Below are 12,930 nucleotides of genomic sequence, written 5' to 3'. Positions count from 1 at the left end.
GCGCGACACACGGACGTTGCTGGCGATGAAATTGACACTCCAGCAATCCGCCGCCATGCTCGTTTGCAGGGCGGGATTGTCAACCGAGGGCTGGTTGTTGTGAAAAACATGAGCAGAGCACTGGCATGTGGTGTGTCCGCAGCCGCCGCGATTGCCGGCGTTCTTGTTGCTTCACCTGCGCATTCGCTCGCCGATCCAGCCGCCGAAACTGCTCCCAAGATTGTCGCTTTCCCGGGCATGTCGATTGTTCAGGGCGACAGCCGCTGCACCCTTGGCTATGTCGATCCAGTGTCCCGAATCGGCTTGACCGCGGGACACTGCAACGCCACCGGATCGATCGTCGATCTGGCGGGCAACCGCGTGGGCGAGGTGCTGCTGATGAGCCGCAATCTCCCCACCGGGGGTGCGATCGGGCCAGGCGATGTTGTCTCTGACTACGAGGGCATTTCCTTCGCGCCGGGGGTGGAACTCAGCAGTAACTTGCCCAATGGGCTCGCGCTGCGGATGACGCAGAACGCGGGCCCGGAGCCCGGTCTGCCGGTATGCCTGATGGGATCGGTATCCGGCGAAACCTGCGGCAAGGTTGACGCGATCAACAACGGTTGGTTCACCATGGCGGATATCGGTGGGCAACACGGGGATTCGGGCGGCCCGGTCTACACGGTCACCCAGCCTGGCCAGGCGCTGCTGGTGGGCATCTACTCATTGCGCTGGGGCGGCAAGCCCGCGGCGATGTCGTGGTCGGCGATATCGGCTCAGATGCAGTCACAGTTGGTCGCGCAGATGCCGGCCGCGGGGCCGGGTAACGGAGGGCCCGAGCTGCCGGCACCGGCTACCCCCTCGGTGGTACCGGCAGCCTCTTAGGCTGCGCCCACATACCTCTAGTTTTCGTACGGCCCGTCGCTTTCACGTCTGATATTGTGGCGCCGTTCTGGGGCCCAATAACAATTTGCTGATCCTTCAGATAATACGCAATGTCAATCATTGCGATCATGCTGAATTTGAAAGGCTGATATGAAGCGTATCGCTATTGCTCTTGCCGTGCTTATGACAGCCATAGGAGGTGTGGCGTGCTCCAGTGGCGACGGCGGTGGTGGAAACATCGTGCGTATCGGCACAACTGAGGCCGGCAAGGACTCCTGGGATGTGTTCGTTTCGGAGGCGGGCAAGGCGGGAATCAAGCTTGTCACCACCAACTTCACGGACTATGGGCAGCCCAACGTGGCACTCACCCAGAAACAGATCGACGTGAATCTATTTCAGCACCTTCGTTTTCTGGGTGAATACAATGTGGCGGACAACGCGACGCTCGCGCCGGTGGGTGCGACCTATATTGTGCCGCTCAGTTTGTACTCGCAGAAGCACAAAACACTCGCCGACATTCCGCAGGGCGCACAGATCGCAATACCCAACGACCCGCCAAACCAGGCCCGCGCGCTGTTCGTGCTGAAGGCGGCCGGACTTATCGCGCTCAAGGGTGGACGGTCGACACCGAGTACGGCCGACATCGACAAGGATGCCTCGCGAGTCACGGTGGTGCTTGTCGACGCGGCGCAGACGCCCTTGTCGCTGAAATCGATTGACGGCGCGGTCATCAACAACACCTATCTGGCCCAGTCGAATATCGACCCGAAGAGCGCACTATATTCCGACGACCCCACCAGCCCGGGCGCCGAGCCATACATCAATGTCCTGGTGGCACGTGCTGAGGAGAAGGACAATCCCACCTACCAGAAACTTGTGGAGGTTTTTCACTCTCGGGCCGTCACCGAGGCATACGCCAAGGAAAGCAAGGGAACTCAACGCGCGGTGACCAAGAGCGGGCCGGACTGCGCGGCGATCCTGGGCAGGATCGAACAGCAGATTCGCAACGAAAAATGAGCGGAGAAACCACCGCCGCGGCACCGCTGATCCGATTCGAGAACGTCGTCAAGACCTTTCGGGTGGGTAAGCAGACCGTGACCGCGGTCGACGACGTCTCACTGGATATCAGGGCGGGCGAAGTGTTCGCCATGATCGGATATTCGGGAGCCGGCAAGAGCACACTGGTGCGTCTCATCAACGGGCTGGAGCGGCCTACCTCGGGCCGCGTCGTGGTCGATGGTGCCGACGTGAGCGCACTGGGCGGGCGTGAGTTGCGGGGCCTGCGCACCGATATCGGCATGATCTTCCAGCAGTTCAATCTGTTTCGGTCGCGGACGGTAGCCGGAAACATTGCCTATCCGCTGCGTGTGGCCGGGTGGGCCGCCGAGAAACGCAAGGCGCGGGTGGCCGAGTTGTTGGAGTTCGTCGGGCTTGGGGACAAATCCAAGAGTTACCCGGATCAGCTCTCCGGCGGACAGAAACAGCGTGTTGGCATCGCGCGGGCACTGGCAACGTCGCCGTCGGTCCTGCTGGCGGATGAGGCGACCAGTGCGCTGGACCCGGAAACCACCGGTGACGTGCTGCGGCTGCTGCGTGCGGTCAACGATGAGTTCGGGGTGACCATTGTGGTGATCACCCATGAAATGGACGTGGTTCGCGCTGTGGCAGATCGTGTCGCAGTACTTGCCGACGGCAAGGTGGTGGAGACCGGAACGGTGTTCGACGTGTTCTCCGCGCCGCAGAGCGAGGCGGGCAAGCGTTTCGCCGGCACGGTGCTGCAGAACATTCCCAGCGGGGATGACGTCGTGCGGATATCGCAGCGGCATAAGGGAAGAATCATCTCCGTCGAGATCCTTGAAGGAGTGCAGATCGGCCCTGCGCTGGCCCGCGCCACCCAGTTGGGTGTGCGTTTCGAGGTGGTGTACGGCGGTATCACCACCCTGCAGTCCCGCTCGTTCGGCAACCTCACGCTCGAACTCGATGGGCCTGACGATGAAGTAGCGCAGGTGATCTCGGACCTATCCGCGGTGACGACGGTTCAGCAGGTGAGACGATGACGACAAACTGGGAGCGGCTCCGCCCGCAATTGTTCGAGGCCTTCGGCGACACCCTATACATGGTGTCAATCACCTTGGTGGTGGGCGGTCTCATCGGTTTAGCGCTGGGAATGTTGTTGTATACCACCAGATCTGGTGGCCTGCTACAGAATCGGGTGCTGCACACGTTGCTCAATGTGGTGGTGAACATCGTGCGGCCCATTCCGTTCGTGGTGCTGATCGCCGCCCTCGGCCCCATCACCCTGGGGGTGGTCGGTACCACGATCGGCACCACGGCAGTGGTGTTCGTGATGATCGTCGCGGCGTCGTTCGCGATCGCCCGCATCGTCGAACAGAACCTGGTGACCATCGATCCCGGGGTCATCGAGGCTGCTCGCGCCGTCGGTGCGGGCCCGGTGCGCATCATCCTGACCCTCTTGGTGCCGGAAGCGTTGGGCCCGTTGATTCTTGGCTACACCTTCGTGCTGATCGGCATCGTCGACATGTCCGCGATGGCAGGTTTGGTCGGCGGTGGGGGACTCGGCGACTTCGCCATCGTGCAGGGCTATCAGCGTTTCAATTGGCAGGTGACGATCGTCTCGACGGTCATCATCATCGCGCTGGTGCAGGCAGCGCAGTTCTTCGGGAACTACCTGGCACGCAAGGCGCTGCGGCGGTAGTTACGCGGGAGGCGCCGGTACGGGAGCTGCCGGGGGAGCCGGAGTCGTCCCGGGTGTCGCCGGGGCGGCAGCACCCTCGGGAGGCTCGGGCGGCGTCCAGTGCCACTGCTCTGGCGGGGGTGCCTGCGAGTCATCGCCGAGTCCGGGAATCCGGGTGCCGGGCGGCGGTGCGGTACCGGGCAGAGGCTGGTTGAGCGTCTCTTTGTTTCCGCGATTGACGAAGCCACCGCGGTACTGGCCGTTCTGGTAGCCGTGCCAGAGGTGCTTCATGGCATCGATCTTGGTCAGGTCGGCGTTTTCCTCGCCGGGCTCGACGTCAAACAGCTGTCCCTGCCCGGGTGCCGCGGGCTTGATGTTCTGCGGCATCAGGTACTGGTTGTTGAGCGCGTTGGTGTTGGGTGCGCGCTGCGTGTCGGGGGAGGTGCCGGGCGTGGACGGCGTTTCGTTCTGCGCCAGCACGAACTCGTTGACCGCGCCCTGCTGAAGATCCGGCAGCGGGGTCGGCAGGCCCGCGGGTCCCTCGCCGCGGCCGGTGCTCTGCTCGAGCGGGGAGAACAGGCCCTGCTGCGGTGGCAGGTTCGCGGGCGGGTCCGGTGAATAGGCGTCGTTGGTACCCGTCATGCCGGGTACCGGAGCCGGCGGCGGAGCCGGATCGGCGTTCGCGACCGCCGGAAACGCGAATATCGAACCCAGGGCGAACGCCCCCGCCGCCATCCGTGGGGTAGACGTCTTCCTGGTTGAGCGGCGGTGACTGCCCGTCACTGGCTTCTCCTCTGGGTCCGATATCCGATGCGTCTTTACTAGCTGTGAACGGTCAAAGACCTTGTATCAGAAGGTCTTTGTCACACCGTAGTACGCGACGATGTCGTCATTGTCCTTCGACGAGCTGGTCATCACGGCGTAGGAGCGCAGGAAGGACTGGCCGACGCAACCGTCGATCTTGATGTGCACATCCTTCAGCGTGACGCGGGCTTCCTTGCCCTTGTACTTCTTCTTGTCGACGCTGACGTTGATGACCTCACCGGGCTGCGGGTGGACGTCGATCGAACCGGTGATACCGGCGCTCAGGCTGGGCACACCCGCGGCGCTGATGGCTGGGGTGATGCTGGCACCGCCGTTGAGCTTGACCCACGCCAGGCTGATGCCGCAGCCGATCTGATATCCGGCTTCCAGCGTGCCGCCGCTGAGGGTGGTGCTGCCCGATCCGGTGACCGATCCGGTGAACGTGCCGCCCACCAGGTACTCACGCGAGGACAGCGAGGTGGTCAGCGGGGGGATGGGCAGCTGCGTCTCGTCCTTGGCGGCAACCTTGAGGTTCCAGCCGTCGGGGGTGGTGACGATGCCGGGATCCTCCGAGGCCACCACGCCGGTGTCCGGCGGCGGGCCGTCAGCGGGCGGCGGTGCGTCGGCCACGGGCTGCACCGGGGCCGGTGGGTCGCCGGGGTCTGCGAGGGCGAATGGAGCGGTCACGGCCAGTGCGCACACGGCGGTGGCGGCGGCAAGACTCTTCAGCATGGGGGTGGCGCCTCTCGTGCTCAGGAATGAGAAGTTCGAATGTGTGTCGTTCATGTGTCAGACGGCCTTGGTGACGCCCATGTAGGTGACCACGTCATCGGTGTTGTCGGTGGAACTCGTCATCGTCGCGTACGAGCGAATGAACGACTGGCCAACGCAGCTGTCGATCTTGATGCGGAAGCCGGTGATCGTGGTGCGGGTTGTCTTGCCCTCGAACGCCTTCTTGTTGACCGGCACGATGGTCACCTGTCCCGGCTTGAGGTCGACCTTGACCAGACCGTTGATCGGCAGGGACACGCTGGTCAGACCGCTGGTTCCGAAACCGCCGGAGAGGCCGATACCGGCCGTCAGCTCGACGGGGCCACCCATGATGCCGCAGCCGATCTGGTATCCGGCTTCCAGCGAGCCGCCGGCGAGCTTGGTCTTACCGGCACCCGAGACCGCACCGACGAAGCTTCCGCCCACGATGTATTCGCGGGACGAGAGCGCGGTGGTGAGCGGAGCGACGGGCAGCAGAGACTCGTTCTTTCCGGCGACCGTAACGGTCCAGCCGTCGGGGGTGATCAAGTTTCCTGGCTCAGCAGAAGCAATCTCGCCATCCGGGCCGGGCGGCACGTCGTTGGCTACCGGCTGGGCGGGGGCAGGGGCCGGATCTTCGGGATCGGCAAACGCGAGGGGCGCCGTCAGCGCCAGCGCGCAAACAGTAGTCAGCGAGACGAGACTTTTCAGCATGGGCGATAGGGCCTCTCAGGTCCGTTTGTCCGATATGGGAGCTGTCCCGACGAATGATTGGGTGGCTTTATGTCGGAACGGTAAAGGGACAGATAACAGTTAGCGCCCAATGTCTATCTATTTCGAACGTATGCCTACACCGTTCGAACCGGCGTGATCGTAACTCGAAAACTCATCTGCCTGGGCAATCACGTTCAAGGTGACAGATACCTCACTGTGAGCAATGTGGCTGTTGGGGACTTTGGGGGCACGCGCTGTTCACCGTTTTCAACGAGTGGTGGAAATCCATGCTGCCATCAGTTGTTAATTATGCGTTCAAGCCATCGACAGTTGCGACTGCGCCGATTACCTATAGTCAGATCGGTACGGCATCGCGCAGGGCCCACCTGATTGCCTTATGGTCTGTGGGCGGCGTGGCCGCTGGTCTGTCACGCAGTGTCGCGGAGCCCGCCCTCGTGCAGCCGATCATCTGGAGAGGAATCGATGAGGCTACTTAATATCCGCCGCTACCTTGCCGTTCCCGCCGTCACCGCGTTCGCCGCCGGTCTCGCGGTGGCGCCGGGGTCCTACGCGGACCCGGGCGATGCCGGCCCCGGTGTACCGCCCCCGGCCCCCGCTCCGGCTCAGGTCGCCGATCAGCCGGCGGCCGCCGTACAGGCGCCCGCCAACGCCGAGGCGAGCGCACCGGCCATTGAGGTGCCCGCGGGCGATAGCGACGCGGCGGTCACCGCGTGCTCCACGATGTCCAACGCGATGGCGTACGCCGCCACCAATTATTCGGACTTCGCTAATGAAATGTCGGTAGCTGAGGGTGACTACAACAACGCCATAGCCGCCAACACGAACGTCGTAGGCCGGACCGCCCTGCGGCAGGCCGCGGAGGTGGCCAACGATGCCGCGAACACCCCGGGCCTGGCGCCGGAGCTGGCGACGCCCATGCACGCGTGGTCGGGTGACGCGTACAAGCTGGTGGTCCTGATGGGCCTGCGGATCGGGCAGGACTCGGTCAACGGCAAAGCCGGTGACCTGAACAAGGACGCGCACGACGTGCAGGTGGCGTGCGCGGCCGCGGGAACCCGCGCCTGAAACCGGCTGCCCGATAAGGCGATCAGAAGGGCCGGCGTGGCGGCGCTAGGCTTATCCGATGTTCACCGGAATCGTTGAGGAGCTTGGCGAGATACTGGGCAGGGAAGATCTGAGCGACGCCGCCCGTCTCACCGTGCTCGGACCTCTGGTTGTCGAGGATGCGAAACACGGCGACTCGATCGCGGTCAATGGCGTCTGCCTGACCGTTGTCGAGGTGCGCGAGGGCGGCGTCTTCACCACCGACGTGATGGGCGAGACGTTGTCGCGGTCCAGCCTGGACAAGATCGATACCGGCGCCAAGGTCAACCTGGAGCGGGCGGCAGCGGTCAACAGCCGCCTCGGCGGCCACATTGTGCAGGGGCACGTCGACGGCACCGGGAATGTGCTTTCGCGGACGCCGTCGGAGAACTGGGAGGTAGTGCGCGTCTCGCTACCCGGCGCGATCGCCCGATATGTCGTTGAAAAGGGTTCGATCACGGTCGATGGCGTGTCGCTGACGGTATCGGGGCTGGGACAGGACTGGTTCGAGGTGTCGCTCATCCCGACCACGCTGGGTCTGACCACTTTGGGTGCGGCAGCAGTGGGAACGACGGTCAATCTTGAGGTGGACGTGATCGCGAAGTACGTGGAACGACTGCTCGAGCACCGATGAGCGGCTCCGCGAAGAGCGAAAAGCCCGATGAGTGGCTCCGCGAAGAGCGTAAATACCGCGGTTAGTTCCATTGAGTGAACAGCGCGCGAATCGACGAATCCGCGGTGGTTCATAATTGAGATGCCCACACGCCCCTAACGAGAGTGGTCCCCATGACCAGGTTGGACAGCATCGAACGCGCTGTCGCCGATATCGCCGCCGGTAAGGCCGTCGTCGTCGTCGACGATGAGGATCGGGAAAACGAAGGCGATCTGATCTTCGCCGCGGAGAAGGCCACCCCAGAATTGGTGGCCTTCATGGTGCGGTACACCTCGGGGTACCTCTGCGTGCCACTCGCTGGGGAGGACTGCGATCGCTTGGGGCTGCTGCCTCAGTACGCGGTGAACCAGGACAAGCACGGCACCGCCTACACCGTTACCGTCGATGCGAAAAACGGTATCGGAACCGGGATTTCGGCATCCGATCGCGCCGCCACGATGCGCCTGCTGGCGGACGCCGCGAGCGCTCCGGACGACTTCACCAAACCCGGGCACGTGGTTCCCCTGCGCGCCAAGGACGGTGGGGTACTGCGCCGCCCCGGCCACACCGAGGCATCGGTCGATCTCGCCAAGCTCGCCGGGCTGCGCCCGGCCGCGGTGATCTGCGAGATCGTCAGCCAGAAGGACGAGGGCGCCATGGCCCAGACCGAGGAGCTGCGGGTTTTCGCCGACGAGCACAACCTGGCGCTGGTCTCGATCGCCGACCTCATCGAGTGGCGGCGTAAGCACGAGAAGCATGTGGAGCGGATTGCCGAGGCGCGTATCCCCACGCAGCACGGCGAATTCCGGGCGGTGGGCTACACCAGCATCTATGACGATGTGGAGCACGTGGCGCTGGTGCTCGGCGACATCTCCGGCCCCGAGGGCGACGGCAACGATGTGCTGGTGCGGGTGCACTCCGAGTGTTTGACCGGTGACGTATTCGGTTCGCGCCGTTGCGATTGCGGCCCACAGTTGGACGCGGCGATGGAAATGGTGGCCAAGGAGGGGCGTGGCATCGTGCTGTACATGCGCGGCCACGAGGGCCGCGGTATCGGCCTCATGCACAAGCTGCAGGCCTACCAGCTGCAAGACGCCGGCGAGGACACCGTGGACGCCAACCTGAAGCTGGGTCTGCCCGCCGACGCACGCGATTACGGTTTGGGCGCACAGATTTTGGTCGATCTGGGGGTGAAGTCGATGCGGCTGTTGACGAACAACCCCGCCAAGCGGGTGGGGCTGGACGGCTACGGATTGCACATCATCGAGCGGGTACCGCTGCCGGTGCGGGCGAACTCGGAGAACATCCGCTACCTCCGTACCAAGCGGGACCGGATGGGGCACGATCTGGCCGATCTGGACGATCACCCCGAGGCTGATGGCGCGTGAGCGGCGAGGGGATCCCGTCACTGAAGGTCGGTGACGCGTCGGGTATCAGTCTGGCGATCGTGGCCAGCACATGGCATGACCAGATCTGCACGGCGCTGCTTGAAGGTGCGCTGCGCGTGTCCACCGAAGCCGGTATCGACCGCCCGACCGTGGTGCGGGTGCTGGGTGCCATCGAGATTCCGGTGGTGGCGCAGGCCCTGGCTCGCACGCACGACGCCGTGGTGGCGCTTGGGGTGGTGATCCAAGGCGAGACACCGCATTTCGGTTATGTCTGCGATGCGGTGACCACGGGCCTGACGCGGGTGTCGTTGGACACCAGCACGCCGGTGGCCAATGGCGTGCTGACGGTGAACAACGAGAAGCAAGCCATTGATCGCGCCGGGTTGCCGGGATCTGCCGAGGACAAGGGCGCCCAGGCGGCGGCCGCTGCGCTGGACACCGCGCTGACCCTGCGCCGGCTGCGCCAACCCTGGGCGTGAGGCGTGGCCGACGCTGAATGGGACGTAGTCCTCAAACCGCATCTGTCGCCGTACTTCGTGTACGGGGCCGCCTTTGTCATCGCGGCAGCGCACATCGCCGTCGGGTTCTTGTTGAAGATCTCGCCCAGCGGGGTGATCTTCAAGACCTCAGATCAGGTTGGCATCGCTTTGGTGGGCATCGTCATCGCGGGTGTGGTTCTGATGTTCGCGCGGCCACGTGTGCGAGCCGGCGCGGCCGGCATTGAGGTGCGTAATGTTCTGGGCCCCAAACTCATTCCTTGGTCCGAGGTGGTGGGAGTGTCGTTTCCGCCGGGTGCGCAGTGGGCACGCCTGGACTTGGAGGACTTCGAGTACGAGCCGATGATGGCGATCCAGGCCATCGACAAGCAGCGCGCCGTCGACGCGATGGACACGTTGCGGGAAGTACTGGGCAGATACCGGGGCTGACCCGGCTATCTCGCGTAGTTTCCCCACCCGCCGCTCACCTCCAAGTATCGTGGGAATACCGGCCGTGCCTGCAGGAATGGCGACGGCAGAGAGCTTGGAGAACGTGGCGACGACGAGAACAGCAGCGCATCGCGGGCATACCCCCGCGACGCTGAGTTCCGTTCGCGACGCGCACGACCTCTTCGTGACGGGCCGCGTCGACGGGTCGTATCTTGCGTCGATCCCGCTGCCGCGGCTGGTGACCGACAGCTGGCAGCGAAGCCTGGCCACTGGCGTCGATCCCGACCGCGGCCCTGGGGAGGCGGCCGCAGCAACACGCCTGACGGAATTGCGCAAGAGTCATCCGCTCGCCAGGGCGTTGCCTGTCATCCGCCGCTTGCTGGTGGACCACGCGACCGATTCGGGGGCGCTGGTCGGGGTCACCGCCGCCGACGGCGCTCTGCTCTGGGTGGAGGGTGATTCCGGCGCGGGGCGCAAGGCCGCCGCGATGAACTTTGTGCCCGGCGCCGACTGGAGTGAGCGCGCGGTGGGCACCAACGCCCCGGGAACCGCGCTGGCGCTGGATCGCGAGGTCCAGATCCGCGGCAGCGAGCACTTCTGCAGGCTGGTGCGACCGTGGTCGTGCACCGCCGTCCCGATACACGACCCGCTGACCGGAACACCACTGGGAAGTCTGGATCTGACGGGCGGAGTCGACGTCGCCTCCGCGCAGACATTGGCGCTGGTGCGTGCGACGGCCGTCGCCGTCGAGCACTTCATCGCCCTGGAGTACCCCGATGCGGGGCGTGCGGGGGCCGGCCGCGGCCCCCGGCTGACCATGCTCGGTGCCGACCGCGCGGTTCTGCGCGCTGTCGATGGACGGGAATATCGGCTATCCGGGCGCCATGCCGAAATCCTGGCGCTGTTGCTGCGGCATCCCGAGGGTGTGAGCGCCGATCATCTCGCGATGCTGCTCGACGAGAACGACCTCGACGTGGTGACGGTACGCGCGGAAATGTCTCGGCTGCGCCGCATCGTGGGCGGTGAGCTGATCGGGTCGCGCCCGTACCGGATGCTGAACACCGTGGAAAGCGACCTGGAGGATGTCTTCTCCGCGTTGCGGGCGGGCGATATCGCCACCGCGATGGACCACTATTCTGGGGAGCTGCTCCCACGGTCGGCCGCGCCCGCGATCGCCCGTTTGCGCCTGGAATTGAGCACAAGCCTGCGCGGCGCTGTCCTTGCCTGCGGTGACCTGCGCCTACTGCGGCGCTGGCTCGACCTGCCGGAGGCCCGCGATGACCGCGCGGGATGGCAGGGGCTGCATGATCATCCGGAGGTGAGCGCGGTGATGCGCTCCGAGGCCCGCGGGCACCTCGTCGCCCTGGACTCCGACCTGATGTGAGTGCCGCGCATGCCGGCCACAAAGTTGCAACTGTGCTGCAACGGTGCGCTACCTACCTTGAGTGATCACCGACACATTTGTCGGCCCTGAAGGTAGGAGACCACCGTGACTGTTTACGCCCGCCCGGGTGCGCAGGGATCGCTGATGACATTCGCGTCCCGCTATGAGAATTTCATTGGCGGGCAATGGGTCCCACCAGCGCAGGGGCGATACTTCGAGAACCGCACTCCGGTCACGGGGGAGGTCTTCTGCGAGATCCCGCGATCGTGTGAAGCCGATGTCGAGAAGGCGCTCGATGCCGCGCACGCCGCCTCGGCGGGCTGGGCCAAACTATCGCCCGCCGATCGGGCGCTCATCCTCAACCGCGTCGCCGACCGCATGGAGACCCATCTGGAGTCCATCGCGGTGGCCGAGTCGTGGGACAACGGAAAGCCGATCCGGGAGACCCTCAACGCCGACATCCCGCTGGCAATCGACCACTTCCGGTACTTCGCGGGTGTCCTGCGCGCGCAAGAGGGTTCGCTATCGCAGATCGACGAGGACACCGTCGCCTATCACTTCCACGAGCCTCTCGGCGTGGTCGGGCAGATCATCCCGTGGAACTTTCCGCTGTTGATGGCGAGCTGGAAGCTGGCGCCGGCGCTGGCCGCCGGGAACACCGTGGTGCTCAAGCCCGCCGAACAGACCCCCGCATCCATCCTTTACCTGTTCTCCCTCATCGGCGAGCTGCTGCCACCGGGCGTGGTGAACATCGTCAACGGATTCGGGGTCGAGGCGGGCAAGCCGCTGGCCTCCAGCAATCGGATCGCGAAGATCGCGTTCACCGGGGAGACCAGCACCGGCCGCTTGATCATGCAGTACGCCAGCCAAAACCTGATTCCGGTCACCCTGGAACTCGGCGGCAAGAGCCCCAACTTGTTCTTCTCCGACGTGATGGCCGGCAGTGACGACTTCCAGGACAAGGCCCTGGAAGGGTTCACGATGTTCGCGTTCAATCAGGGCGAGGTGTGCACCTGCCCCTCGCGCAGCCTGATCCAGGCGGACATCTTCGACGATTTCCTGGAGCTGGCCGCTATCCGCACCAAGGCGATCCGTCAGGGCGATCCGCTGGATACCGAGACCATGATGGGTGCCCAGGCATCTCATGAGCAGCTCGAAAAGATCCTGTCCTACATCGACATCGGTAGGTCCGAAGGGGCGCGGCTGGTCACCGGCGGTGACCGCGCCGATCTGGGTGGAGACCTCGCCGGCGGGTTTTACGTCACGCCGACGGTGTTCGCGGGCAACAACTCGATGCGGATCTTCCAAGAGGAGATCTTCGGGCCGGTGCTGGCCGTCACCTCCTTCGCCGACTATGACGAGGCCATCGCTATCGCCAACGACACCCCGTACGGGCTGGGCGCAGGCGTGTGGAGCCGTAACGGCAATATCGCCTACCGCGCCGGACGCGATATCAAGGCAGGCCGGGTGTGGACCAACTGTTATCACCAGTACCCCGCACACGCGGCATTCGGCGGGTACAAGCGGTCCGGTATCGGCCGTGAGAACCACAAGATGATGCTCGACCACTACCAGCAGACCAAGAACCTGCTGGTGTCCTACAGCTCCAAGGCGCAGGGCTTCTTCTGAGCGCCACCCACGGCAATAGC

The 12,930-nt window shown here is 64.5% G+C and carries 14 protein-coding genes; 11 read left to right on the top strand and 3 right to left on the bottom strand.

Annotation, left to right across the window (positions count from 1 at the left end; genetic code table 11):
• The first annotated feature begins 132 nt into the window (after positions 1-132).
• From ABG82_RS14980 to ABG82_RS14965, 4 genes are all read left to right on the top strand, one after another.
• Positions 133-864 (top strand): Rv1815 family serine proteinase, encoded by a 732-nt coding sequence (locus tag ABG82_RS14980; protein ID WP_043075556.1) that lies wholly within the window; start codon positions 133-135, stop codon positions 862-864.
• Between the two features lie 150 nt (positions 865-1,014).
• Positions 1,015-1,881, top strand: a complete 867-nt coding sequence (locus ABG82_RS14975; RefSeq protein WP_043075557.1) for a MetQ/NlpA family ABC transporter substrate-binding protein — start codon at positions 1,015-1,017, stop codon at positions 1,879-1,881.
• A complete protein-coding gene (locus tag ABG82_RS14970; RefSeq protein WP_043075558.1) occupies positions 1,878-2,921 on the top strand; it encodes a methionine ABC transporter ATP-binding protein in 1,044 nt (347 codons plus the stop codon). The genes ABG82_RS14975 and ABG82_RS14970 overlap by 4 nt, the downstream gene beginning before the upstream one ends.
• Positions 2,918-3,580, top strand: coding sequence for a methionine ABC transporter permease (locus ABG82_RS14965; protein ID WP_043075559.1), 663 nt, complete (start codon positions 2,918-2,920; stop codon positions 3,578-3,580). Before ABG82_RS14970 ends, ABG82_RS14965 begins: the two co-directional genes overlap by 4 nt.
• Here the strand turns inward: ABG82_RS14965 and ABG82_RS14960 are convergent, their stop codons facing one another.
• The 3 genes from ABG82_RS14960 to ABG82_RS14950 form a co-directional block, all read right to left on the bottom strand.
• Positions 3,581-4,294 (bottom strand): hypothetical protein, encoded by a 714-nt coding sequence (locus tag ABG82_RS14960; protein ID WP_043075560.1) that lies wholly within the window; start codon positions 4,292-4,294, stop codon positions 3,581-3,583.
• Between the two features lie 114 nt (positions 4,295-4,408).
• On the bottom strand, positions 4,409-5,095 hold the full coding sequence (locus ABG82_RS14955; RefSeq protein WP_062826718.1) for an MspA family porin: 687 nt from the start codon (positions 5,093-5,095) through the stop codon (positions 4,409-4,411).
• Positions 5,096-5,152: 57 nt separating this feature from the next.
• Positions 5,153-5,827, bottom strand: a complete 675-nt coding sequence (locus ABG82_RS14950; RefSeq protein WP_043075562.1) for an MspA family porin — start codon at positions 5,825-5,827, stop codon at positions 5,153-5,155.
• A 483-nt stretch (positions 5,828-6,310) separates the two neighbouring features.
• Between ABG82_RS14950 and ABG82_RS14945 the strand changes: the two genes are divergently transcribed.
• The 7 genes from ABG82_RS14945 to exaC all read left to right on the top strand — a co-directional run bounded on the left by ABG82_RS14945 (position 6,311) and on the right by exaC (position 12,910).
• Positions 6,311-6,913, top strand: a complete 603-nt coding sequence (locus tag ABG82_RS14945) for a hypothetical protein (protein WP_043075563.1) — start codon at positions 6,311-6,313, stop codon at positions 6,911-6,913.
• Between the two features lie 58 nt (positions 6,914-6,971).
• Entirely contained in the window at positions 6,972-7,565 is a 594-nt protein-coding gene (locus tag ABG82_RS14940; protein WP_043075564.1) for a riboflavin synthase, read from the top strand.
• Between the two features lie 152 nt (positions 7,566-7,717).
• Complete coding sequence (locus tag ABG82_RS14935) at positions 7,718-8,971, top strand: bifunctional 3,4-dihydroxy-2-butanone-4-phosphate synthase/GTP cyclohydrolase II (RefSeq protein WP_043075565.1); 1,254 nt, start codon at positions 7,718-7,720, stop codon at positions 8,969-8,971.
• Positions 8,968-9,450, top strand: a complete 483-nt coding sequence (ribH, locus tag ABG82_RS14930; protein WP_043075566.1) for a 6,7-dimethyl-8-ribityllumazine synthase — start codon at positions 8,968-8,970, stop codon at positions 9,448-9,450. Before ABG82_RS14935 ends, ribH begins: the two co-directional genes overlap by 4 nt.
• 3 nt (positions 9,451-9,453) lie before the next feature.
• A complete protein-coding gene (locus tag ABG82_RS14925; protein WP_043075567.1) occupies positions 9,454-9,897 on the top strand; it encodes a PH domain-containing protein in 444 nt (147 codons plus the stop codon).
• Positions 9,898-10,000: 103 nt separating this feature from the next.
• Positions 10,001-11,281, top strand: a complete 1,281-nt coding sequence (locus ABG82_RS14920) for a helix-turn-helix domain-containing protein (RefSeq protein WP_043075797.1) — start codon at positions 10,001-10,003, stop codon at positions 11,279-11,281.
• A 105-nt stretch (positions 11,282-11,386) separates the two neighbouring features.
• Positions 11,387-12,910, top strand: a complete 1,524-nt coding sequence (gene exaC / locus ABG82_RS14915) for an acetaldehyde dehydrogenase ExaC (RefSeq protein ID WP_043075568.1) — start codon at positions 11,387-11,389, stop codon at positions 12,908-12,910.
• Positions 12,911-12,930 lie beyond the last annotated feature (20 nt).

It is taken from the genome of Mycobacteroides immunogenum (genome assembly GCF_001605725.1).
Classification (GTDB): domain Bacteria; phylum Actinomycetota; class Actinomycetes; order Mycobacteriales; family Mycobacteriaceae; genus Mycobacterium; species Mycobacterium immunogenum.
This window is presented reverse-complemented; position numbering and strand designations above follow the sequence as displayed.

What these genes read in the sequence shown, in the direction of transcription:
- ABG82_RS14975 (WP_043075557.1), top strand. Translation starts at nt 1,015, where the DNA reads ATGAAGCGTATCGCTATTGCTCTTGCCGTGCTTATGACAGCCATAGGA.
- ABG82_RS14965 (WP_043075559.1), top strand. Translation starts at nt 2,918, where the DNA reads ATGACGACAAACTGGGAGCGGCTCCGCCCGCAATTGTTCGAGGCCTTC.
- ABG82_RS14945 (WP_043075563.1), top strand. Translation starts at nt 6,311, where the DNA reads ATGAGGCTACTTAATATCCGCCGCTACCTTGCCGTTCCCGCCGTCACC.
- ABG82_RS14935 (WP_043075565.1), top strand. Translation starts at nt 7,718, where the DNA reads ATGACCAGGTTGGACAGCATCGAACGCGCTGTCGCCGATATCGCCGCC.
- ABG82_RS14950 (WP_043075562.1), bottom strand. Translation starts at nt 5,827, where the DNA reads ATGCTGAAAAGTCTCGTCTCGCTGACTACTGTTTGCGCGCTGGCGCTG.
- ABG82_RS14955 (WP_062826718.1), bottom strand. Translation starts at nt 5,095, where the DNA reads ATGCTGAAGAGTCTTGCCGCCGCCACCGCCGTGTGCGCACTGGCCGTG.
- ABG82_RS14970 (WP_043075558.1), top strand. Translation starts at nt 1,878, where the DNA reads ATGAGCGGAGAAACCACCGCCGCGGCACCGCTGATCCGATTCGAGAAC.
- ABG82_RS14940 (WP_043075564.1), top strand. Translation starts at nt 6,972, where the DNA reads ATGTTCACCGGAATCGTTGAGGAGCTTGGCGAGATACTGGGCAGGGAA.
- ABG82_RS14960 (WP_043075560.1), bottom strand. Translation starts at nt 4,294, where the DNA reads ATGGCGGCGGGGGCGTTCGCCCTGGGTTCGATATTCGCGTTTCCGGCG.